Source organism: Lactobacillus sp. CA30L (genome assembly GCF_059900845.1).
The window spans coordinates 1-26042 of sequence record NZ_JBWXGB010000002.1 but is presented as its reverse complement, the minus strand read 5'-3'; the positions used below and the strand labels follow the sequence as shown (position 1 = coordinate 26042).

The following is a 26042-nucleotide window of genomic DNA, read 5'->3' as shown; positions in this document are numbered from 1 at the left end:
TTTATTAAATTTTTAGGTACACAAAAAAGCTTGCAATATCAACGTTTAACGGTGACATGCAAGCTGACCCTTAATAAAATTTTATTGTGTATTACTTACTTTTGTTTTCAGCCAAATATTCCGTGAGTGCCTTTTTCATCGTCGTGACTACTTCCTCGAGCACCGAATCATTGGTAAAGGACTGCATGTATGCGATGCCATAGGGCGAAATATCCCGGTAGTCAATCGGAACGTAGGTAATGCCCTCAGCCTGCTGATCGGCGATGAAGTTCGGCAAGATGCCGCAGCCCCAGCCCCCCTTGACGTAGATATTCATCGACAGGTAGTCTTGCACGAACTTGATGTGGTCCATGCCCATATTATTGATCAGGATGCTCTGGTATTTCATCTGAACATTCAGTGAACTGTTGGGATCCAACAGAAAAATATCGATTTTTTCCAAATCCCTGAGCGTGATCCTGCTCTTTTGCGCGATCGGCGAGTCGCTGGGACAGGCCAGCATGAATTTGCCTTGAATCAGTGGCTTGAACTTGACGTCGTCAACAATGTCAACGTCATCTTGCGCAATCGCACAGAGGTCCACGTGGTGGTTGAGCAGTTCGCCCAGCGAATTATTGAGCACAAAGACGAACTGCACGTTCAGGTTGCTGCCCGCCTTTTTCAGGTTGCGCAGAAAAAGCGGAAGGATTTTTTGTTCCATTGGCGTGTCCGTGACCCCAATCCGCAACAGCGTTTCCGGATCATTGCGCTTGTCTTTTAAGTACGAAACCGTGTAGTCCATATCATCGACGACGTTGCGGGCCACGCGGTAAAAATACTTGCCGGCATTGGTCAAGGAAATGCGGTGGTGGGCCCGGTTGAGCAGGGGCACACCAATCGTATTTTCCAGGTCCTTGATATTTTTGGAAACGGCCGATTGGGAAAAATTCAGCCGCTCGGCTGCAATGGTAAAGCTTGAGTTGTCCACCGCCTTGATAAAACAACGTAATTGGGTAAAATTCATCTTCTTATTCCGTCCATTCGCTAGTTTAACTGATACTTTTTAACTTCTACAAAACCAGTGCGCACGTCCTTTTTGCCCACTACATATTATTGCAATCGCTTACAATTGTAAAATAAATATCCCGGCACGACAAGCATTAGGCTTAATCATTGATGTAGTCTGCAAGCTGCTGACCCGCAAGCCCTGCACTTAGCCCAACCAAGAGCTTGATCCGGGCCTTGGGACCGGTCAGGCCCCGGCAGTAGATAATGCCCATCTGGGCGAGGCCCACACCGCCGCCCTCGTAATCATAGACCGGTTCGGCAATGCCGTTGAAGCAGCGTGAAACCAGCACAAGCGGGATATGGTGGTCGAGCAGCGACTGCAGTGCGGGCAGCGTCGCCGGCGGCATGTTGCCCGCACCGAGGGCCTCAATCACGATGCCATTGGTCGTCGGCTTGTTTAGCGCGTGCAATAGTTCCGGACTCATCCCCGCATAGGCTTTAACCAAAAAGACGCCGGAAACGACGCGGTCAAGCGGGAGGTGGCGCTGCGGGTTAATCGTCTGCACGTAGTTGACGTGGCCTTCGGAAACAATCCCAATGGGCCCAAAGGTCGGCGTGCGGAAGGTGGCCACGTTGGTCGTGTGGGTCTTGGTCACGTAGCGGGCCGAGTGAATCTCATCGTTCATGACCACGACAACGCCCTTGCCGATTGAATCCTGGCAGCTGGCCACCGCGATTGCCTGACGGAAGTTGTACATGCCGTCCGTCCCAATTTCGTTGGACGACCTCATCGCGCCCGTGACCACAACGGGCATCTTGCTAGAAACGGTCAAATCCAAAAAGATGGCGGTCTCTTCCAGCGTGTCCGTGCCGTGGGTGACCACGGCCCCGCAGAAGCCCTCTTTTTCCGCGCGGCGAATCCGCATGGACAATTCCAGCATGCGCTCCGGCGTCATGTGCGGGGACGGCAGGTTGAAGATTTCCTCCGTTATTAGTTCCAAGTCGCCCCTACTGCCCGTCGTGGCAGCGGTCAGCGGGTTCTGCGCGTTTGGTTTGATGTTGCCCGACTCGTCTTCTGACATCGAGATCGTCCCGCCCGTGTGCAGGACCAGAATTTTTTTCGCCATAATTATTACTCCTCACCAAGTTGCTTAACTCAATTTTAGCACTGATAACCGCTTCTTGATACCGGGGACATGCGGTCCTGTCACATTAATTGTGCACCTCGTGCCCAAGATGTCAGTAGCCTCCTTTAATGTTTTGGGCTCTTTTCATTGTTCATTGGCTGGTTCGGGAGCTGATTGTCCGCAGTGGACTTTTGTTGGGATTGCTATCCGTAATGCAGGGCTATCAGTTTACGGCCTTTTACATCACAAATATGCTCTTTGCTTTTAAAAAATAAAACACGCTGTAAGAGAAGAAGAATTCTTGCAGCGTATTTACAATTTGCTATTGCTTAAGAAAAAATAACATATTTTACTTATCCTCTCCTTGGCGGCAACCGTGAAGCTGGAATTCTCGGCGGCCTTGACGTAGCAGTGCAATTGCGTAAAGTTCATTTTTCTTACTCCTGTTTTTATTAATCATGATCATTATATAACAGTTGTAAAGCCTTTCACAAAAATAGTTAAAATTGCCCGCGCTGGTCGAATATAACCTACACTAAAAGCTAGCAAGCAGTCACCAACCATGTTATACTGTAACCAGAAAGGAAGCCCAGCTCAAAGCTGGACTTCCCGTGTAGAGCCGCTCAAGGCGGTGGCTTACTATTATGTTAAAAAATAACCGCTAGCTGTGCCCAGCTAAGGCGGTTATTTTTTTGGCTGATTTTTAATCAGCTTCACAACTAGTGCAATCAGGTTGATGATCAAAAGACCGACCCCAATTGCCAGCTGCAGGGCGTCCGCAACGGACACCTCAGGCTGCCTTCCTTCATTAGGTTTTTTGGGGCTAGAGGTGTTTACACCATAAGCATCACCTTAGCTTCTCTACAAGCCTAATTATACAGAATTGACAAGCACCAAATTAGGACAGAACGCCAATTATGCAGACTAAAAAATCCCGCAAACATAACAGGCTTGCGGAATTTTTACTTTAAATATTCAATTTTTGACTAGTCGTCCAGCTTTTCCTTGCTTGTGACGTTCAACTGGTCGTCAAAGGTGTAGACAACCGGCTCACCGGTCTTCATTTCCAAGTTCATAATGTCGGCGTCGGAAATGTTCTCGATGTACTTGGTCAGCGCACGCAGCGAGTTGCCGTGGGCAGCGATGATCACGTTCTTGCCAGCCAAGAGGTCCGGTGCAATGTGATCTTCCCAGAATGGCATTACCCGCTTCAAGCAAACCTTCAGGTTTTCGGTCCGGGGGATAATGTGTGGGTCGAGGTCGGCGTAGCGGCGGTCATGGACCTGACTGAACTCGGAATCGTCCTCAATCTTCGGTGGCAAAACGTCGTATGAACGGCGCCAAATGTGCACCTGCTCGTCGCCGTACTTGTCAGCCGTGGCCTTCTTGTTCAGGCCCTGCAAGCCGCCGTAGTGACGCTCGTTCAGCCGCCAAGATTTGGTTTCCGGAATCCAGAGTTGGTCGCTTTCTTCCAGGGCGTAGTGCAGGGTCTTGATTGCACGCGTCAGAACCGAGGTGTAGGCCTGGTCGAACTTCAGACCGTGCTCCTTGATTAACTTACCGGCATTCTTGGCCTCTTCGACCCCTTTTTCTGACAGGTCAACGTCAATCCAACCCGTAAACTTGTTTTCAAGGTTCCACTCACTTTGTCCGTGACGGATCAAAACTAATTTCGACATGAAATATCTCCTTTGCAAATTAAAAGCTTCACTTATTATTTTACACATTTTCACGCTATTTTCACAGGGTTATGTCCTAAAATTCCTGCTTAAGTTGCAGTTTTACGTTACAATGATAGTAACCAAGTTTAGTAGAAAGGGAATTTTTAATAACATGAAATTCAAGAAGCTAGTGCTCGGCTTGGCGGTAGCCGCCGCACTAATTACTGGTGGCTGTGCCAAGCAGAAAAAGCAGGCCCTGCCTGTTTTAACCAAGACAGCGGCGATTAAAAAAGCGCAAGAGCCCTTTAAGAGCGGACAGGTCACGCAAACGGTCGACCTGCGCACCGACACCTCCAGCCAGGTGGTAGCGACGACCTATACCTTTGGCGGCGACCCCACCGTCTTCCACATCAACTACCAAACTAAGAGCAAAAAAGGCACGCGGACTGCTGAAGAGTGGGCCGCCAACACCGGCAACCTCTACGTTAACGGCCAGAGCGCCTGGTACAAGACGCAGCTCACCAAAACAACCGGCCACTCCTACGCCGACCTGCTCGATGCGGTCGTCAGCAACAAATTGCTGGTGAATCCTCCGGCCGGCCTAACCAGGGCCTATAAGATGAAGCGCAAGGGCAAGACCTACATTCTGACCGCAACAATCAAAGACCCCAAGATAATCAAGGCCGCGGTCAATCCCATCTTTGTCACCAACACGCAAAGTCCCGAACAGACCAAGGTCTATAAGGACCTGAGCAAGCAGGGCAAGCCGGGGCACATGAACGTTAAATTAGTAATCAAGAACAACAAACTATTCTCGTTCAACTATAAGGTTGACTACAGAATCAACAAGCTGTACAAACTCAAGGTGAGCCAGACCCATAGCAAGATGGGCAGCCGGGACTTTTTGAAGATTCCGACCAATGCCCTCAATTCCAAGCCGCTACCCAAGAAAAACAGCAAAAAGTAAGAAAGAGCACACATTAAGCCGTGTGCTTTTTTTGTTGGCATAAACACCGCCAGGCTGACGTGCACAGCGCCCTATTAAGCACAAATGACGGGGCACGCTAATTGCCTCTAAAAGTCCAATCGTTTATGATTAGGGTGGATATTATTACCAAGTATATTTTTTTAGATGGAGGCTTACCTATGAAGTTAGGAATTATTGGCAGCGGCAAAATAGTCCATGATTTTTTGACAACCGCTGACCAAATCGACCACTTGGGACTAGCTGCTATTTCCACTACCGCACGCAGCAAGCACATTGCGGAAGACTTAGCCCAGCAGTACGGCATTAGGAGCGTCTATACCGACAACGCCCAACTGTGTCGCGCCGATGACGTTGATACGGTGTACGTGGCCGTACCGAACTCGCTGCACTACGACATCGTCAAGGAAGCCGTGACAGCCGGTAAAAACGTGATCTGTGAGAAGCCCTATGTTGACACGGTTCAAGAAGCTGAAGAGCTCAAGAAGCTTGCCGACCAGCACGACGTGATCATCGTTGAGGCCATCACCAACATTCACTTGAAAAACTACCAGGGAATCAAGCAGTCGATTGCCAAGATTGCGCCCGTGCACATTGTGGCGCTCAACTACACCCAATATTCCAGCCGCTATGACAACTTCCTTGAGGGCAAAATTGCACCGGTCTTTGACCCGGCCAAGGGGGGCGGAACGCTGGCAGACCTGAACATTTATAATATTCACCTGGCCGTTGGACTCTTTGGCAAGCCCGATGCGGTCCAATATTATCCCGTCATGCAAAAGGGCGTCGACACGTCGGGGATTTTGAATCTGTCCTACCCCGACATGCAGGCCGTTCTAATTGCGTCCAAGGATAGCTACACCACGCCTCGTTCCTTCATTGAGGGCGAAAAGGGCTCAATCCACTTTGACGGTTCCACCGGTGTCATCGATAATTTCACGGTGGAACACAGAAACGGCGACACAAACAAGTACCGCTTCAACCAGTACCACCACCGGATGGCCAGTGAGTTCCACGACTTTGTTGACATCATCGACAGTCACGACGTCAAAGCCGCTGATAGGCTGTATGAGCACAGCATCAACGTCATGACTGTCCTGGCCCAGGCGAAGGCATCAGTTGCCCACAAGTAATTTTACAGCACATAAATAGCAATTAAACAGATCCTGAAATTAGGTTAATTTGCCCAGCGCATTTTACCGCTCAATTTCAGGATTTTTTTGCTATTATCAAGCATACCAAAAAAGTGCCACAAACTGCTATTTCTAACAGTTTATGACACTTTTGTTTGGCTAAGCAGTTACTATCCGTTTTTAGCGGAAGTTGGCTGCCTTAATATACATGTTCTCAGCAACAATGTAGTATTTTACGCCGTTGATACTTACTGGATCACCATAAGTCTTGATTGACCTATTTTCCTGCAGTACCTGATTGCCACGACGGTTGCCGTAGCGGCTGTAAATATACGCATTGTGCGTCAATCTTAATGACTTACCATCAATATTGCCCGCGGCGATGTACATGCCGTTGGCTAAACCGTAGTACGTCCGCCCGTTAATCGTCTTCGGCCACGTAGTATCTACGGCCGAACCAGCTTCAATGATTAATCCATTGGCCCGCTCGCCCTTCTCCGTGTAAAGGTAGGCGTTGTGCATGACCTTCTTTTCAACCGTTGCCACTGGCTTTTGGTTAACGACCGTGCTGATCGGTTCAACCACACCGGCGCCCATCGCGTTCATGCCGGTCAACTCAACGTTAGCGGCCTTGATCAGGCGGTTATTGGCAATAATGAAGAACTTGTGCCCGTGGATCGTTACGGCTGCACCATAGGTGTTGACCTTGCTGCCCACGTGCAGGGTGCCAGCGCTCTTAACCCGTTTGCCGTACTTGTTGTAGACGTATGAGTTGTGGCTTAGTACCCGCACAGCGGCCTTGACGTTACCTGTGGCCACGTAGTACTTCTTATTGTTGTCGCCCTGGTCGATTAAAACGTAGAATTCTCTGCCGTTAATCACCTCAACGCCGTGAGCCGTCAGGCTAGAGCCGGCCTTCAGCGTAATCTTGTTAGCACGGCGGCCATTAGCATCGTAGAGGTAAGCATTGTGCATTAGGACAACGTTTTGGGTTTCCTTGTTGACCACATTGCTTGGCTTGCCGTTGCTGCCGTTGGAGCCGGCACTACCGTTGCTGCCATTGCTGCCATTGGAGCCAGCACTGCCGTTGGAGCCATTGGAGCCATTGCTTCCGGCACTACCGTTGCTGCCATTGCTTCCGTTAATAACAACAGTAATACCATTGCCGCTATTATTCACATTCGCACTGCCAGCAGTGTTTGCAACAGCTTCAATTGCGCTATTAATCTTGTTAAGAGCGTCATCACGAATGCTGTTGGCTTCAGCAGCAGTCTTGTCTGTGGTGATTTTACCTACGCCATCAGCTGCTGCCTTGTCAATATTAGCCTTGATTGTAGCCTTTTCACTATCCGTGAACTTGCTGCCGTCCTTGTGCTTAGCCCCGTCCTTATCGACTCTGTTCTTAGCACTTGCAGCAGCGTCCTGAATAACAGCTTTGGCAATATTCTGCTCAGCCTTTAGCTTCGCAGCTTCAATCTCAGCCATTGAGTTGCTGCCAGAAACATTTTGGCTAGACGTGCCGTTAACACTAGAAGTAATTGCGTCTGAACCGTAACCACCTTGAAGTTTACTAATGGCTTCTTGCCGTTCCTTTTCCAGTTCCTTGTTGGCCTTATCAATTGCGGCTTGCAAGCTGGTGGCATCCGAATCAAGTTTGGCTTGTGCCTTCGCAGCAGTCAGAATTGCATCAACATTGTTTACACCATTCTTTTGGGCCTTGGCAATTGCGGACAGGTCACTTGCGGCTTCGATTGCCTTGATGGCTTCATCATGAGCCTTCTTGGCCTGGTCACGGTAGTTGCCAACGTGTTCAGCTGTCAACCCACTGTTGCCTAAGTCCTTAATTGCCTGGTCAACGCCCGGTGCGCCGGCTGTGCCATCGCCGTTTAGCTCCTTATCAAGTGCATCTTTGGCAGCTTGTTTAGCTGCGGCTAATTCGTTGGCCTCCGTCTCATCGGCAGTGGCCTTGACAGCATCAATGTTCTTAATAGCATCGTCCTTGGCCTTGTTGACAGCGCTAATTGATGTTGCATCATCGATTGCTTTGTTGGCATCACTGACTAGACCATCGAGCTTCTGTTTGTCTTCCGGCTTCTTCAGACCAGCTCTGACCTTGTCGGCTTCAGCCTTCACGGCGTCTTTGGCAGATATCTGGGCAAAGGCTAGCTGTGCACTGGCTTCCGCATCGGCAAACTTGTCTCTTGCTGTCTGTGCCGCACTAGCAGCATCTGACTTGCTTTGAGCCTTGCTAATAGCGCCTTTGGCTTCGATAACTGCGCGGTAGACTGCGTTAAGCGCAGCGTCGCGTGCATTTTTCGCTGCAGTCTGTTCGCTTGGCGTCAGCTTGTTGTATGCAGCGTTGATCCGGTCTTTAGCGGCCTGGGCAGCAACTTCGACCAACTTATTGTTAGTTGTTTGCGCTGTTTGCGTGTCCTTAGCAACCGCTGCATCCGCAGCTGCATCAATTACGGCTATATTATCGTCTTTAGCTTTATCGGCCTCTCCCGGTGTTGTTGCCGCACCGATATGGTCCTTAGCGTTTTGGGCAATCTTGTCAATCTCTTCCCTGGCCTTCTGCTTGTCTGCAGGGGACATGTCGGAATCACCAATCTTGTCCTTGGCCTTTTGAGCGGCCTCGTCGACTTTTTGCTTAGCATCAGCAACGTGCTTAGCCAGGTCTTGAGCTTCAGTCAGGACGGCGTCAATACTTTCTCTGCCCTTGCCTTGCTCAGTCATAACATCCGCAATCGTTTGTGCGCTATTGATCTTAGCTACTGCATCATTGTATGCCTTATCGACTTTATCCTTCAGTTGGGCCTTAACCGCTGCGCTAAGGTCTGGCATGCTGTCGATTTTGCCCTTAACCGTGCTCTGTTCATTCCGCAGGGCGTTAATGGCACTATCTTTGGCTTGTTTTAGTTGAGCAGCTGCTGCTTGATCGCTTGCATCGGCAGTAGCCTTAACGGCATCAATATTCTTGATTGCATCTTCCCTAGCCTTGTCCACACCATCAGCTGTTGTGGCTGCGTCAATGGCCTTGTTGGCTTCACTGACTATGTCATCAACCTTCTTTTGGTCTTCCGGTTTCTTCAAGCCAGCCTTGACTGCTTCAGCCTTAGACTTCACGTCATCCTTGGCTGTTACTTGCTTAAAGACTAGTTGAGCTCCTGCTTCAGCTTGACTAAACTTATCGGTTGCCGCCTTTGTAGCACTATTTGCATCCGCCTTGTTTTGGGCCTTGCCAATAGCATCAATGGCATCACTTTCAGCCTTATTAACTGCTGCAATAGCCGTATCATATGCATTCCAAGCTGCATTCCGTTCATCCGGCGTTAGCTTGATATATGCACTGTTAATCCGGTCTCTAGCAGCTTGGGCTGCATCCCTAACGGCCTTGCTGTTTGCAGCTTGGGCCGCCTTAAGGTCGTTGGCAGTAGCGATATCCGTCTTGTCACCAATTGCGGTCGTACCATGATTTTGAGCTTGGTTGGCTTCGTCGGCAGTTGTTGCGTGATCAATATGATCCTTAGCTTCTTGAGCCGCCTGATCAATCTCATCTTTGGCCTTCTGCTTGTCTGCAGGGGTCATGTCAGAATGATCAATCTTGTCCTTGGCCTTGTTGGCAGCCTCATCGACTTTTTGCTTGGCATCAGTAATCTGTTTATTCAGATCCTTGACATCACCCAGGATTGTGTCCATCTTTGCGATGCCGTTTGCCTTGGCAGTTCTCACCTCATCCTTGGTTGCAGCTGCATTGACCTTGCCTGCTGCATCAGCGTAAGCCTGATCAACTTGGTTCTTCAAGTCTTTCTTGGTCTTGGCGTTGATATTCGTCGAAGCGTCGATTGCACCCTTAACCTCGCTCTGCTTGTTCTGCAGTGCGGCGATTGCGTCAGCCTTAGCTTCTGCTAATTCTGTAGCCGCGGTGTCATCGGCAGTCTTCTTCACGTTATCAATGTCGCTAATTGCATTGTCTCTTGCTTGGTTAACATCTGCTACAGTTGTCGCACTGTTAATCTTGGAGTTGGCTGCGCTGACCAGGTCATCGACCTTCTGCTGATCAACCGGCTTCGTTAAGCCTGCCTTGATCTTGGCAGCTTCGGCCTTGACGGCTTCTCTAGCGGCTACCCGCGCAATTGCGGTTTCACCGGTCGATTCGCTTTGGGCAATCTTGCCCTTCGCAGCATCTGCGATGCTCTTCGCATCGGCCTTGCTTTGGGCCTTGTCAATGCTGTCCTTAGCTTCTTGGGCAGCCTGCTTAATTGCATTTCTGGCTGCCTGGTATGCATCGTTAGCAGCATTCTTCTGTTCAGACGTAGCCAAACCGTTGTAAGCATTGTCCAAACGGTCAATTGCGGCGTTTGCAGCGTCATCGATAGCTTGCTTGTTGGCAGCTTGCGCTGACTGCAGGTCATTAGCAGTTGCGGTGTTTGTTGCATCCGTAATAGCAGTTGTACCGTCGGTCTTAGCCTTGTTAGCTCCATCGACCGATGTTGCCTGACCAACGTGATCCTTGGCTTCCTTAGCAGCTTGATCTATTTCATCTTTGGCCTTCTGCTTGTCTGCAGGGGTCATGTCAGAATTATCAATCTTGTTCTTGGCCTTGCTTGCGGCTTCGTCGACTGCCTGCTTGTTAGCAGCAATCTGCTGGTCTAAACCTGTAGCTTCCGTCATAACGGCATCAATATTGGTGATACCCGTTGCTTGCGCATTGGATACCGCAGTATTGGTCTGCGCGTTCTTGACTTCGTTTGCAGCAGCTGTATAGGCGTCATCGACTTTGCCCTTCAGCTTCGTCTTTGCCTCAGCACCAAGGTTTGGCAGGGCATCAATTGCATCTTTGACCTTTTGCTGTTCTTTTTGCAGAGCGGCAGTTGCATTGGCCTTGGTGTTTGCCAGGTCCTTAGCGGCTGCTTCATCTATTGCATCGGCAGTGGCCTTGACGGCATCAATGTTCTTGATGGCATCGGCAGTGGCCTTGTTGACAGCATCAATCGATGTTGCATTATCGATTGCCTTGTTGGCATCACTAACCAGCCCATCAACCTTCTGCTTGTCTTCCGGCTTCGTTAAGCCCGCCTTAATCTTTTCAGCTTCGGCCTTGACAGCATCTTTGGCAACTACCTGTGCAAAGGCTAGCTGTGCACTGGCTTCAGCATCGGCAATCTTGCCTTTGGCTGCCTTGGCGGCGTCATCGGCCATTGTCTTGCTGGTTGCCTTGTTAATGGCTGCTTCAGCATCAATCACTGCCCGGTCGACTGCATTAAGTGCAGCATCACGTGCATTTTGCGCTGCTGCCTGCTGACTAGACGTCAGCTTGTTGTATGCAGCGTTGATCCGGTCCTTAGCAGCTTGAGCCTCATTCTTAACCGCCGTATTATTGGCAGTTTGGGCCGATTGCAGGTCATTTGCACTGGCTGTTGCGGCAGTATCTGCAATGCTTGTCTCACCAGCTTTTTCTGCTTGGTTAGCTTCATCGACAGATGACACTTGACCAATGTGGTCCTTAGCATCCTTGGCGGCTTGATCAATTGCATCCTTGGCCTTCTGCTTGTCCGCAGGGGTCATATCGGATTGGTCAATCTTGTCCTTGGCTGCTTGCGCAGCATCGTCAACCTTTTGCTTGCTCTTAGAAATTGCAGTGTTCAGACCATTAGCCTTGTCCAAGACTTCGTTTATCTTGGTGATGCCAGCTGTCTTGGCACTAGCTACGCCAGCCACTGTTTGGGCCTTCATGACATTGTCGACAGCATCATCATAAGCCTTGTCAACTTGATTCTTCAGATCAGTCTTGACTGCAGCGCTGATGTCTGACATGCCGTCGATATAGCCTTTGACTCTATTTTGCTCATTTTGCAAAGCGCTAATCGCCTTGTCTTGAGCCTGCTTGAGCTGGGCTGCAGCCGTTGCATCTGCATCATCGGCAGTGGCCTTAACATCGTCAATCTTGTTAATCCACTGGTCTCTTGTTTGATCGATGCTGGCAACCGTTGATTCATTGTCAATTGCGGCTGTCGCATTATTTACTAAATCATTAACCTTTTGCTTGTCTTCCGGTCTCTTCAGGCCTGCTTTGACGTTTTCGGCTTCTGCAGCAACGATCGTCTTGGCCTTGGCCTTCTCGTAAGCAACTTCTGCCGGAGCTACAGCAGCATTAATCTTAGAAATTGCCGGGTTAACTGGGCTCGTAGCCGCAATCTTGTCGCTTGCACCAGCAATTGCCTTCTTAGCGTCACTAGCTGCCTGGTTAATTGCACTAATTGCAGCATCATGTGCCTGCACGACTGCTGGCGTCTGCTCTGATGGTTTCAGACTATTGAATTCGTCATCAACCTTCTGCTTAGCAACCGCTGCCGCCTGGTCAACACTAGCCTGGGCTTCGGTCTTTGTCTGGTTCAGATCATTTTGACTAGCATCGTGTGCAGCGCTACTAATCAAATCTTTTCCAGTCTGGACAGCGCTGTCGGCTATTTGGATTGATCCGGCCGCACCGATGCTATCCTTGGCTGCTTGAGCAGCCTTGTTGATGGCATCCTTGGCTTGCTTCTTGTTGGCAGGCGTCATATCGGAGTCATCAACCTTGGCCTTGGCAGCCTCAGCAGCCTCGTCAATCTTCTGCTTGTCCTTAGTTATCGCATCGTTAAGGCCCTTGGCTTCCGTCAAAACGTTGTCAATCTTCTGAATGCCTACAGCCTTAGCACCAGCCACATCTGTAATCGTTTGGGCAGTCTTGACCTGGTTCATTGCATCATCGTAGGCCTTGGCTGCTTGATTCTTCAAGCTTTCCTTGACCTTATCGCTGATGTTGGCCATGCCATCAATCATGCCTTCGACTCTGCTTTCCTCTACCTTGAGGTCGCTTATCGCATCAGTCTTGGCATCAGCCAATTCCTTAGCTGCTGCTGCATCGGCGGCCGTCTTTACGTTGTCGATATCATTAATGGCATCTTTTTGTGCCTTGACAACATCGTCAACTGTAGCTGCGGCGTCAATATCCTGGTTGGCCTTGCTTACCAAGGAATCAACTTGATCCTTATCGGCTTGCTTATTCAAACCAGCCTTGATGCGCTCAGCTTCAGCCTTGACGGCATCCTTGGCGGCTACCCGTGCGATTGCGGTTTCACCGGTCACCTCAGCTTGAGCAAACTTGTCCGTAGCGGCCTTAGTGGCAGCCTCAACATCATCCTTGCTCTGTGCCTGGTCAATTGCATCATTAGCAGTTTGAAGCGCCTGGTCGATTGCACTAATGGCCGTGTCATGTGCACTCTTAGCAATGATTTGCTGGTCGGCACTCAGCCTGTCGTACTCTGCATTGATCCGACCCTTGGCGGCGTCAGCTGCATCCTTAACGGATTGCTTGCTAATTGCCTTGGCAGAATTCAGGTCGTTTGTCAGAGCTAGCTTCACTGCATTGGCAATCGCAGTTTCGCCGTCGTGCAGGGCTTGATCTGCATCGATTGTTGTGGTTGCCTTGCCGATGTAATCCTTAGCGGCTTGAGCAGCAGCATCAACGCTCTTCTTGGTTGCCAGTTTGTCAGCAGAATCCATAGCGGAATTGTCAATCTGGTCCTTAGCAGCTTGAACAGCCTTGTCAATAGCTTGTCTATCAGTATTGATCTGCTGATCTACAGCCTTGGCCGCATCTAAGACCTCGTTTATCTTGGTAATTCCTTCTATCTTCACGCTTGCCACGTCAGATGCCGATTGGGCACTATTGACTTGGTCAATCGCATCATTATAAGCCTTAGCAACTTGAGCCTTCAGAATTGTCTTGGCTGCATCGCTAATGTTGGTCAGACCATCAATTATGCCTGCAGCCCGACTTTGTTCTGCCTTTAATTCTGCAGCAGCCTGGTTCTTTGCATCTGCCAATTCCTTGTCAGCTGCGCTCTTTATGCTGTCAATCTTATTGACTGCATCGAGTCTAACCTTGTTTATATCGTCAACTGTAGCTGCGGCGTCAATATCCTGGTTGGCCTTGCCTACCAAGGAATCAACTTCATCCTTATCGGCCTGTTTGTGCAAACCAGCCTTGATGCGGTCAGCTTCAGCCTGAACAATTGCCTTAGCAGCAACCCGCGCAATCTTAGTTTCGCCGGTTGTTTCACCTTGGGCAATCTTGTCCGCGGCAACCTTAGCGGCGGCTCTGACAGCGTCCTTGCTGGTTGCCTGGTCAATGCTCGTGACTGCATCTTTAGCGGCCTGCTCAATTGCGGCAATTGCAGCATCACGTGCATTCTTGGCAGCAGTCTTCTGCTCGTCCGTGGTCAAGTTATTGGCTACATTGTCATAAGCGTCATTGACCCGGTTCTTAGCAGCGTCAGCAGCGTCCTTAATGGACTGCTTGTTGGCTGTTTGAGCCGACTCCAGGTCGGTTGTCGTAGCTGTCTTCACCACATTGGCAATCGCAGTTTCACCGGCTTGTTCAGCACTATCAGCTTGGGCTGCGGTTGCAGCCTTGGCAATATTAGCCTTAGCGGCTTGACTTGCAGCGTTGATGTCCTTGATTGCGGCATCCTTGTCTGCACTGGTCATATCGGTCTTGTTGATCTTGTCCTTGGCGGCTTGTGCAGCATCCTCAATCTTCTGCTGGTCCTGAGTAATTGCATCACTCAATCCCTTAATTGTATCGAGAACTTCGTCCATCTTAGTGACGCCGTCAGTCTTCACGCTCGCAACATCAACTGCTGTTTGCGCTTCATTAACTCGTTTTACAGCATCATCGTATGCCTGGTCGACTTTGTTCTTCAAGTTGGTCTTAACTTCAAGGCTTACGTTTGTCAGCCCGTCAATTGTGCCCTTAATCTTGATTTGCTCATTCTGCAGGGCATTGATGGCTCTGTTCTTAGCATCAGCCAAGTCCTTTTCAGCAGCGACCTTGACGTTATCAATATTCTTGATGGCGTCATCTCTGACTTTATCTACGCCGTCAACTGTTGTTGCCTGGGTAATTGCCCGATTTGCTTCATCTACGAGGTCATCGACCTTCTTCTGGTCTTCCGGCTTCTTCAACTCGGCCTTGATCTTAGCGGCTTCTGCCTTAACTGCTTCCTTAGCAGCTACCTTCTCAATTGCCGTCTTACCCGTCTTTTCGGCTTGGGCAATCTTGTCCATCGCTGTTTGTGCGTTGGCCTTGACTGTATCCTTGTCCGTAGCCTGGTCAATTCTATCATTGGCAGCTTCAACTGCACGGTCAATTGCGTCTTTAGCAGCCTTGTATGCATTTTCAGCGGTCTTCTTCTCGTCTTCAGACAAGTTGTTGTAAGCCGTATCTAACTGTGTCTTAGCTGCATCAGCTGCATCCTTAATGGCCTGCTTGTTGGCTGTTTGTGCTGATTGCAGGTCGGTTGCCGTAGCTGCCTTGACGGCATTGGCAATATTCTTTTCACCGGCTTGTTCAACTATGTGGGACTCGTCTACTGCTATTGCATTAGCAATGTTGTCCCGAGCAGCCTGACTTGCCTTATTGATTGCGTCCTTAGCCTTCTGCTTGTCGTCATTGGATAAAGCGGAATGATCAATCTGGTTGATTGCGGTCTGCGTTGCACTAGCAAGCTTCTGCTGATCCTGAGTAATTGCATCGCTCAGGCCCTTAGCAATATCCAAAACTTCATCGATGCTCGTAATGCCATCAGTCTTTGCAGACGCCAATTTAACTGCATTTTGTGCATTGTTAATTCGATCAACTGCATCACTGTATACTTTATCAGCTTGTTTCTTCAAATCAATTTTGACGCTAGTGCTGATGTTGGTCAAACCATCGATTAGGTCTTTGACCCTATTTTGTTCATTATGCAGTTCACTAATGGCCTTGTCCTTAGCACCTGCCAGATTCTTGTCGGCTGCGGCCTTCACGTTGTCAATCTTCTTGATTGCATCGTCTCGAGCCTGTGCAACATCTGCTACCGTTGCAGCCTTGTCAATTGCGGCTGTCGCATCGCCTACTAGAGCATCAACTTGATTTTGATCAACTTGATTGCTCAAATCTGCCTTAATGCGAGCAGCTTCAGCCTTGACGGCGGCCTTAGCGGCTACCCGTGCAATCGCGGTTTTACCCGTGGCTTCAGCAGAATCAATCTTGTCCGTAGCAGCCTTAGCTGCGGTCTTGACGTCTTCCTTGCTTGTGGCCTGGTCGATTGCGGTAGTGGCAGCACCAGCAGCCAGGTCGATTGCGGCAATTGCGGCATCGTGTGCGCTCTTGGCAGCGGCCTTCTGCTCGTCCGAAGTCAAGTTGTCATAAGCTTCATTGATCCGGTTCTTAGCAGCGTCAGCGGCATCCTTCACAGCCTGTTTGTTGACGGTCTGTGCCGATTGCAAATCAGTTGTGGTAGCTGCCTTAACTACATTAGTAATTGCAGTTTCACCGTCTTTTTCGGCATCAGCAGCCTGAGTAGCCGTTGCGGCTTTAGCTATGCTATCTTGGGCTTTTTGAGCCGCTGCATCAATGTCATCATTAGCCCGTTGCTTATCATCAGCTGTCAGGGCAGAATTATTAATCCTATCCTTAGCCTTTTGAACGGCATTGACGAGCTTCTGTTGGTTATCAGCAATTGTTGCGCTCAGACCCTTGGCTTCATCCAGGATAGCATTTATCTTGGTTGTTCCGCTTGTTTGCGTGCTTGCTATTGCTTCTGCCGTTGATGCCTTGTTAATTTGGTCAACCGCATCACTATATGCCTGATCAACTCTGCCCTTCAAATTAATCTTGGTGTCGCTATCAATGTTGGTTAATCCATCAATCGTGCTCTTAGCCTTGATTTGTTCTAGCCTCAGCTCGTTGATGGCCTTGTCCTTGGCAGCCTGAAGCTTAGCGGCTGCTTCCTTAGCAGCTTGCTCCACGCTGGCCTTCACATTGTCAATATCCTTGACGCCTTGGTCCCTGGCCTGGTTGACAGCGGCTACTGTATCAGCAGCATCAATTGCTTGGTTTGCTTTGCCCAGCAAATCGTCAACCTTGTCACGGTCAGTCTGGTTGTCTAAGCCAGCCTTAATCTTGTCGGCTTCGTTCTTAACCGTTGCCTTAGCAGCTACCCGTGCAAATTCAACCACACCCGTTGCGGCGGCTTGCTCCAGCTTGGCCTTGGCAGTCTGGACAGCAGTCTTCACGCCATCCTTGTCGGTAGCGCCGTCGATTGCAGTATCAGCGCCTTTAACAGCCTCAGTGATTGCGTCCTTGGCTGCTTGGTAAGCCTTGGCTGCTTCCTTCTTCTCGGCATCAGTCAAACTGTTGTAGGCACTGTCTAACCGCGCTTGAGCTGCTGCTGCAGCGGCCTCTACCACGGCCTTATTAGCTGTCTTAGCCGAATTTAGGTCGGTTGTCTTAGCATCCTGCACTGCAGCGGCAACTTCTGCTACCACCGTTTGTGCAATTGCATCGGCACTGCCGATTGTTGTGGCCTTGGCAATATCATCCTTGGCTTTTTGGCCTATGCCCGTTATCGCCGTTCTTGCGGTTTCCTTGGCTTGGTCCGTCATATCAGCCTGGTTGATTTGGTTAATTGCGTCCTTTACGGCGTCGTCTACCTTTTGCTTGTCCTTGGCAATGGCAACGTTCAGGCCCTTGGCTTCATCCAAGAATCCGTTCATTGCATTAAGACCCTTAGCCAGTTCGACATCTACCGCATTTTGGTCGGCAGCGCCGTTAATCTTGCTGATTGCATCGAGGTAAGCACCGTTGATCTTATCTTTCAGGGCCTTCTTAATCTCCGGACTGATATTTGCAGATGCATCTGCCAGTCCGTCGATTGTGCCGTTGATCTCGGCGTTTTTAATCTTCAGCTCACTGATGGCCTTTTCCTTAGCAGCTGCTAACTCATTATTGGCTGCCATCTTGATGTCATTAATTTTGCCGATGGCATTGCCCTTGATCTGTTTAACGTCATCTGCCGTCTTGGCTTTAGCAAACTCTGCGTTAGAAGCGTCTACTACTGCGTCGACTTGGTCTTGGTCGGCCTTGTTCTTCAGCTCGTTCTTGACCTCGTCCGCCTTAGTCTTGACCTCGTCTTTGGCTTTGATCAGCACAATTGCGGTTTCACCGGTTGTTGCGGCTGGCTCGATTATGGCCTTGGCTGCAGCTGCGGCTTTGTTTACATCATCCTTTATCTTAGCACCTTCGATTGCAGTTGTGGCATCATCGGCGGCACTCTTAATTGCAGCACTAGCTGCTTGGTAAGCCTGGTTGGCTTTCAGCTTTTCAGCATCAGTCAAATCGTTGTAGGCCTTATCCAACCGTGCTTGAGCTGCTGTGGCAGCATTTTTAATCGCCTGCTTCTGGGCGGTTTTAGCTGACTTCAGGTCGGTCGACACTGCCGTGTTCACTACATCGGCAATCGCATTCTCGCCGCCCTTTTCAACAACATGGGCTTCTCCAGCTGTAATTGCGTCCGCAATATTCTGGTTGGTAGCTGCAATTATCTGGTTGATTACAACCCTAGCATCGTGCTTCTCCTTGTCCGCCAGGTCCGAATTGTCAATCCGGTCAATCGCGGCTTGAGCGGCGCTGGCAATCTTCTGCTTATCCTTGGTAATTGCGTCATTCAGGGACTGGGCTGCACTCAGTGCTCCAGTTATTCCATTAATGCCTGTGTCTCTTTCAGTTTCCACCGTATTTTGATCAGCCGCGGCATTAATCTTGCTTACGGCATCGAGGTAAGCACCGGTTACCATGTCCTTCAATGACTGCTTGACGCTAGCACTAATGTTTATCAAGCCATTTGACAAACCGTCAATTGTACCGATAGCTTCAGCCTGCTTAATCTTCAGGTCGTTGATGGCCTGGTCCTTGGCATCCTGGAGCTTAGCCGCCGCTTCCTTATTTCTAGCTTCTGCGGCCGTCTTCACGCCCTCAATGTCCTTGACAGCTTGAACTTTAATAGTGTTTACACCAGCTACTGTTGTGGCCTTGGCCAACTCAGTAGTTGCACTGGCAACTAGATTGTCAATTTGATCTTGGTCAGCCTTGCTTAGTCCCGGTTTAACCTGGTCAGCCTTCGCTTTGATTGCAATCTTGGCAGCTATGCGTGCAATTGTAGTCTCACCGGCTTGCTCAGCTGGTTCAATCTTGGCCATAGCGGCGTCTGCCTCTTGCTTGACAAGATCCTTGTCTGTGGCCACCTTGATTGCACTTATAGCATCATCGGCGGCACTCTTAATTGCAGCCTTAGCATCTAGGTAAGCCTGTTCGGCTTCCTTCTGCTCAGCCGCAGTGGTGCCGGTGAAGCCTTTGTAGGCATTTTCTAACCGATCCTGAGCTGCGGCGGCAGCGTTCTCAATGGCCTTTTGCTGGGCGACTTGGGCAGTGTGCAGGTCGGTTGCCGTTGCCGTCTTCACAGCATCAGCAATCGCAGTTTCACCGGCTTTTTCAGCCTGGTCAGCCACAGTCGTATCCGTAGCTGCGGCAATGTTGGCCTTAGCCTTCTGCCGTTCTGCCGCGATGGCCTTTCTTGCCTTAGCCTTGGCGTCGTCTTCTAACTTGGAACCATTGATTTCTTCAAATGCACTCTGGGCAGCCTGGTCAATCGCTTGCTTGCCTGCGGCAATCCGCTTGTCCAAGCCCTTGGCCTTGGTCAGTGCCGCTTCGATGTTGCCAATGCCACTTATCTTCACCGGCGTGATAGCTGCTTCGTCTGCAGCAGCGGTAATCTTGCTTACGGCCTCATTGTAGGCCTTGTCGATATCGCCTTGCAGCGTCTGCTTCACATCATCGCTGATGTTGGACAGTCCGTCAATGGTGCCCTTAGCCTTGCTTTGTTCAAGCTTCAGGTCGTTGATGGCCTGGTCCTTAGCGGCCTGGAGCTTAGCGGCATCAGCTTTATTCTTGTTTTCAGCGGCCGTCTTCACGGCATCAATATCCTTGATGCCTTGATCTCTAGCTGCATTTACTGCAGTCACGCTCTGACCGCTACCAATTGCCGTATTTGCCTTGGCTGCGGCTTGGTCAATCAGATCTTGGTCAGCCTGACTCAGACCAACCTTAATCCGGTCAGCTTCGGCCTTGATTGCATCCCTAGCAGCGGCCTGTGTAACTGCAACTTCGCTGGTTGTTCCCATTTGCGCAATATTGCTCATGGCCGCCTTAGCAATATCCTGCACGGCAGTTCTAGATGAAGATTGGTCAATGTTCGTGATGGCATCATCAGCTGCCGTGTTAATTGCATCAATAGCGTCATCATGTGCCTTCTTAACTGCTGGAGAGATCTGTTCAGTCGGATCCAGGTTCTTGTAAGCATTGTCTACCTGGTTCTTAGCGGCTTGAGCTGCATCCTTAACTGCTTGCTTGTTAGCGGTTTGTGCACTCTGCAGGTCGGTTGCCGTTGCCGTCTTCACAACATTGGCAATCGCAGTTTCACCATCGCGCTCACTTGTATCAGCGTCAGTTGGTTTCTGAGCATTAGTAATGTTGGCTTTAGCCTTCTGACCTTCACTAGTAATTGCAGCCTTAGCCTTTGTCTTGGCATTAGACTCCAAATCAGAATTATCAATCTGAGTGATGGCGGCTTGGGCAGCTTGATCAATGGCTTGCTTGTCATTAACAATTGTATTGTTAAGGCCTCTGGCATCATCCAGAACGCCTTCCATTGCCAAACGGCCCTTCTTAGCTTCAGCTTCAATAGCCGCTTTGTCTTTGGCTCCATTAATCTTATTTACCGCTTCAAGATATGCGTCATTAACTCTATCTTTCAGCGCATTCTTCGCATCAGCATTAAGGTTTTCCATACCATTAGCCAGTCCGTCGATTGTACCATTAATTCTGCTTTGCTCTAACCGCAGTTCATTGATAAACCAGTCTCTGATAGCGTCTAATTCCTGATCAGCTGCCATCTTGACGTTATCAATATCACTAATGGCACTGTCCCGAGCCTGATCAACCTCATCTATCGTTGCTGCTTTATCAATTGCTGCATTGGCTGCAATTACCAATTTATCAACTACCTGTTGATCTTCTGGCTTAGGTAATTCAGCTTTAATCTTGGCTGCTTCGGCTGCTACCACTGCCTTAGCGGCTACACGCTCAATTGCAACCTTGCCGGTTGTTTCACCTTGGGCAATCTTGTCCATGGCAGCCTTAGCAGTATTCTGCACGCTATCCTTGTCCGGAGCGCCATCGATTGCAGTTATGGCATTATTAGCTGCCGTGTTAATGGCATCAATAGCATCATCATGTGCCTGCTTAGCTTTCGCCTGGTCAGTTGGGGCCAAATTGTTATATGCGTGTTCAACCCGGTCCTTGGCTGCTTGGGCCGCATCTTTGATAGCTTGCTTGTTAGCTTCTTGTGCACTCTGCAAGTCGCTTGCCATTGCTGCGTTCACCGCATTAGTAATCGCATTTTTACCAGCTTGCTCAGCCTGGTCAGCTCCTTGAATAGTATCGACTTTGCCGATTTCACTCTTGGCATCCTTAGCTGCCTGATTAATGGCATCTCTGGCCTTCTGCTTATCGACAGATGCCATGCTTGAACCATCAATCTGCTTCGTGGCGTCTGCTGCAGCCTGATCGATTGCAGCCTGATCGGTCTTAATTTGACTATCTAGGGCCTTGGCATCATCACGAATCTTGTCGATTGTCTTAATGCCATCATTCTTAGCCTTGTCAATACCGGCAACATCTGCAGCTACGTTGACGTTGTCTGCTGCAGCCTTGTATTCGTCATCTACCTGACCCTTAAGCTTGTTCTTGACGGTAGCACTGACGTTAGTCAGTCCATCAATTGCCTTCTTAGCAGCGGTCTGTTCATCCTGCAGTGCCCCAACGGCTTTAGCCTTGGCATCTGCCAATTGCTTAGCAGCTTGACCAATACCGTTAATGTCGCTGATGGCCTTGTCTCTAATACTGTCAATGCCGCTGACGCTCGTGCCCGCCTCAATATCCTTATTGGCTTGGGTAACGATGTCCTCAACCTTCTTTTGATCGGCAGGGTACGCAGCGATAACCTTATCGGCTGCAGCTTGAACTGCACTCTTCGCCTTTTCCTTCTCGTAGGCTACTTCCGCTGGCGTCACCGCATCGTTAATGGCCTGCTTGCCATTATTCGTGGCCGTCGTGATAACATCCTTGCTCGTGGCGGCGTCAATTGCACCCTTGGCGGCTTTAGCTGCTTGGTCAATCGCGGCTTCAGCTGCCTTCTTGGCATCCTTGACTGCCTGCGTTTGCTCCTTTGGAGTCAGGGCATTGTACTCGTCTTGAATCTTCTGCTTGGCTGCTTCAACTGCGGCGTCAATCTTAGCCTTTTGCGCAATCTGCTCAGCCTTGACGGCATCCTGGTTAGCCTTAGCGGCAGCATTGTTGATGTTGTTAATGCCCGCAGTCTTAGCGTCATCGGCTTCACTGATTGCAGTAGCCTTGCCAGTCTCGCCCTTGGCTTTCTGGGCAGCTGTGTCAACAGCTGCTTTGGCAGCTTTCTTCTCGTCTTGCGTCAGATTGGTATTGCTATCAATCGTATTCTTGGCGTCGTTTGCAGCGGCATCAATTGCGGCTTGATCTGTCTTAATCTGCTGGTCAAGCTTCTTGGCCTCGTCGCGAATCTTGTCAATGGCAGTGATGCCAGCATCTTTAACCGGCTTAACGGCATCGGCTTTTGGTGTCTTGTTGACGCTGTCTTCTGCAGCCTTGTATGCGTCATCTACCTGACCCTTAAGTTTGTCCTTAACGGCATCACTGACGTTAGTCAACCCATCGATTGTACCCTTGATGGCTGCTTGTTCAACCTTCAAGTCATTGATGGCCTGGTTTTGCGCATTCTTCAAATCAGTTGCTGCTTTATCAGCTAAAGCTTGTTTTAAGGCGTCCTCCAAGGCTTGGTCAATGTTGTTCACGCCTTTGCCCTTCAAGCCCTTGATTTCACTAATCTTGGCCGGATCTGTAATAGCGTTGATAGCATCAATCGCGTCTTTATGCGCTTGCTTAGCCTGCTCTTGGTACTTCTTAATGTTTTCAGGCGTCAAACCGTCTTTATCCAGCTTATCAATTGAATTGACTACACCTGGAGTAGCTGACGTGCCGTTACCATTAAGTTCCTTTTCCAATTCATTGATGGCATCAGCCTTAGCCTTTGCTAATGCTTGCGCCGCAGTGTCGGCTGCCGACTTGATACCGTCAATGTCGCTGATAGCCTTGTCTCTAGTGTCATCGACAGCCTTAATCGTCCGATCCGTATTGGTGATCTTGGCGATTGCCGCTTGTGCAATGTCATCGACCTTCTTTTGATCAGCTGAATCGGTCAGCTGGCCCTTGATCTTGGCCGCTTCCGCATTGATTGCGCTCTTCGCCTTTTCCTTCTCGTAGGCTACTTCGGCTGGCGTCACCGCATCGTTAATGGCCTGCTTGCCATTATTCGTGGCCGTTGTGACATCGGCCTTATTCTTGGCGGCGTCGATTGCGGTCTTGGCTGCATCAGCGGCATCGCTAATTGCCTTAAGCGCATCATCATGCGCCTGTTGTGCATTTGTCTGCTCAGCGGGCGTTAACGCCTTAAAGTCGTCCTCGACCTTTTGCTTAGCTACGTCTGCGGCCGCATCAATCTTCGCCTTTTGTGCAATCTGCTCCTTGGCTACCGCATCTGTACCCGCATTCTTAGCTGCATTGCTAATTGCATCTTTACCCTTGGCTGCTGCTGCGTCTGCCTCACCAGTCGTGTCTGCTCTGCCAATTTCATCCTTAGCCGTGTTGGCGGCTGTATCAACAGCTGCTTTAGCTGCATTCTTCTCGTCTTGAGTCAGATTGTTATTGTTGTCAATCGTATTCTTAGCGGCAGTTGCGGCGGTGTCAATTGCACCTTGGTCGGCCTTGATTTGATTATCTAAGCCCTTGGCCTTGTCGCCTACTGCATCAATTGCACTAACGCCATTGCCCTTAGCAGTTGTTACGTCTGCAGTGCTCGTGGCCTTATCCACATTGTCTTTGGCCTTATTGTATTCCAGCTGTGCTTCTTGCTTGAGGGTGTCCTTGGCATTCTGGTCAATGTTTGGCAGGGCATCAATCACACTGTTGATCTTGCTTTGTTCAGTTGCCAGGTCTTGCTTGGCCTTATCCTTGGCATCCGCTAATTCCTTCGCCGCTGCCGCTGCCGTTTGGTCTGCACTCGTCTTCACGCTGTCAATGTCGCTGATGGCCTTGTCTCTAGTGCCATCGACAGCCGCTACCGTCTGATCCGTATTGGTGATCTTGGCGATTGCCGCTTGTGCAATGTCCTCGACCTTCTTTTGATCAGCTGGGTCTGTCAGCTGACCCTTAATCTTGTCTGCTTCAGCTTGAACTGCACTCTTCGCCTTTTCCTTCTCGTAGGCTACTTCCGCTGGCGTCACCGCGTCGGTAATGGCCTGCTTGCCATTATCCGTGGCTATCGTGACCTCGGCCTTGCTCTTGGCGCCGTCGATTGCGGTCTTGGCTGCATCAGCGGCATCGCCAATCGCCTTAAGCGCATCATCATGCGCCTTTTGCGCATTCGTCTGCTCAGCGGGCGTTAACGCCTTAAAGTCGTCTTCGACCTTTTGCTTGGCTGCTTCGGCTGCAGAATCAATCTTCGCCTTTTGCGCAATTCGCTCTTTGGCTACTGCGTCTGTACCCGCATCCTTGGCCGCGTTGCTAATTGCATCTTTGCCCTTGGCAGCCGCAGCGTCTGCTTTACCAGTTGTATCTGCTCTGCCAACTTCGTCCTTGGCATTGTTGGCGACGATGTCAACAGCTGCTTTAGCTGCCTTCTTCTCGTCTTGAGTCAAATCGTTATTGCTGTCAATCGCATTCTTGGCGTCATTGGCCGCGGTGTCAATTGCACCTTGGTCGGTCTTAATTTGGCTATCTAGGGCTTTGGCATCATCACGGACCTTGTCCATCGCCGTGATGCCGTTGTCCTTAGCGGTCGTCACGTTTGCTGGAATTGTGGCTTTGTTTACATTGTCAACAGCGTCCTTATATTCGCCATTGACCTTCTCCTTCAGCGCGCTCTTAACGTCATCGCTGATGTTGTTCAGTCCGTCAATAACCGCATTGTCCAGCTTCTGCTCACTCTGCAGCGCGGTAATAGCCTTATCCTTGGCATCTTGCAAGTCCTTAGCCGCTGCCGCTGCGGCGGCGTCTACGCCGGTCTTCACGCCGTCAATGTCGCTGATGGCCTTGTCTCTAGTGTCATCTACGCCCGTAATCGTCGTGCCCGCGTCAATATCTTTATTGGCTTGGGTAACGATGTCCTCGACCTTCTGCTTGTCAGCTGGGTCTGTTAGCTGGCCCTTGATCTTGTCAGCTTCGACTCTGACTGCACTCTTCGCCTTTTCCTTCTCGTAGGCTACTTCCGCTGGCGTCACCGCGTCGTTAATGGCCTGCTTGCCATTATTCGTGGCCGTTGTGACCTCGGCCTTGCTCTTGGCACCGTCAATCTTATTCTTGGCGTCAGTAGCGGCACTATCAATTGCACCGATTGCATCATCATGCGCTTTCTGTGCATTCTTCTGCTGTTCTGGCGTTAATGCCTTAAAGTCGTCTTCAACCTTTTGCTTAGCTACGTCTGCGGCCGCATCAATCTTTGCCTTTTGTGCAATCTGCTCTTCCTTAACGGCGTCTTGGTCAGCCTTAGCGGCCGCGGTATTAATGTTGTTAACACCCGCAGTCTTAGCGTCATCGGCCTCGGTGATTGTTGTTGCCTTGCCAATCTCGTTCTTGGCGTTAGTGGCTGCCTGATCAATATTGTCCTTGGCCTGCTGCTTCTGTGCCGGCGTCAGGTTGTTATTGCCGTCAATCTTATTCTTAGCGGCAGTTGCGGCGTCATCTACCGCCTTCTTGTCATCGACAATCTGCTGGTCAAGCTTCTTGGCCTTGTCACGGACTGCTTCCATCGCGCTGATGCCATCGTTTTGAGCGGTCGTTATTCCGGCTTTATCACTGGCACTATTGACCTTGTCCTTGGCGTTATCGTAGGCCAGCTGTACTTCTTGCTTGAGCTTGTCCTTGGTCTTTGGGTCAAGGTTTGGCAAGCCATCAATCGTGCTGTTGACGCTGCTTTGTTCATCGGCCAGTTTCTTGATCGCATCTTTCTTGGCATCTTGCAAGTCCTTAGCCGCTGCCGCTGCGGCGGCGTCTACGCCGGTCTTCACGCCGTCAATGTCGCTGATGGCCTTGTCTCTAGTGTCATCTACGCCCGTAATCGTCGTGCCCGCGTCA

At 50.1% G+C, this 26042-nt stretch carries 7 protein-coding genes; 2 read left to right on the top strand and 5 right to left on the bottom strand.

The features are described from left to right. Positions 1–91: 91 nt before the first annotated feature. The 4 genes from AC2JF8_RS02655 to AC2JF8_RS02640 all read right to left on the bottom strand — a co-directional run bounded on the left by AC2JF8_RS02655 (position 92) and on the right by AC2JF8_RS02640 (position 3793). Positions 92–1003 (bottom strand): LysR family transcriptional regulator, encoded by a 912-nt coding sequence (locus AC2JF8_RS02655; RefSeq protein WP_500760875.1) that lies wholly within the window; start codon positions 1001–1003, stop codon positions 92–94. Between the two features lie 142 nt (positions 1004–1145). Further along, positions 1146–2114, bottom strand: coding sequence for an asparaginase (locus AC2JF8_RS02650; RefSeq protein WP_500760873.1), 969 nt, complete (start codon positions 2112–2114; stop codon positions 1146–1148). A 684-nt stretch (positions 2115–2798) separates the two neighbouring features. After that, on the bottom strand, positions 2799–2903 hold the full coding sequence (locus tag AC2JF8_RS02645; protein ID WP_500760870.1) for a putative holin-like toxin: 105 nt from the start codon (positions 2901–2903) through the stop codon (positions 2799–2801). Positions 2904–3100: 197 nt separating this feature from the next. Then, positions 3101–3793, bottom strand: a complete 693-nt coding sequence (locus AC2JF8_RS02640) for a 2,3-diphosphoglycerate-dependent phosphoglycerate mutase (protein ID WP_500760867.1) — start codon at positions 3791–3793, stop codon at positions 3101–3103. Between the two features lie 154 nt (positions 3794–3947). Here AC2JF8_RS02640 and AC2JF8_RS02635 point away from each other — a divergent pair, with 154 nt between their 5' ends. Then, the gene (locus AC2JF8_RS02635; RefSeq protein ID WP_500760864.1) at positions 3948–4742 is read left to right on the top strand and encodes a hypothetical protein; all 795 of its coding nucleotides are present in this window, start codon (positions 3948–3950) and stop codon (positions 4740–4742) included. A 179-nt stretch (positions 4743–4921) separates the two neighbouring features. Beyond that, positions 4922–5893, top strand: a complete 972-nt coding sequence (locus tag AC2JF8_RS02630) for a Gfo/Idh/MocA family protein (RefSeq protein ID WP_500760862.1) — start codon at positions 4922–4924, stop codon at positions 5891–5893. A gap of 180 nt (positions 5894–6073) precedes the next feature. Here AC2JF8_RS02630 and AC2JF8_RS02625 read toward each other — a convergent pair whose 3' ends face one another. Further along, the gene (locus AC2JF8_RS02625; protein ID WP_500760860.1) at positions 6074–25975 is read right to left on the bottom strand and encodes a DUF1542 domain-containing protein; all 19902 of its coding nucleotides are present in this window, start codon (positions 25973–25975) and stop codon (positions 6074–6076) included. Positions 25976–26042: the final 67 nt, after the last annotated feature.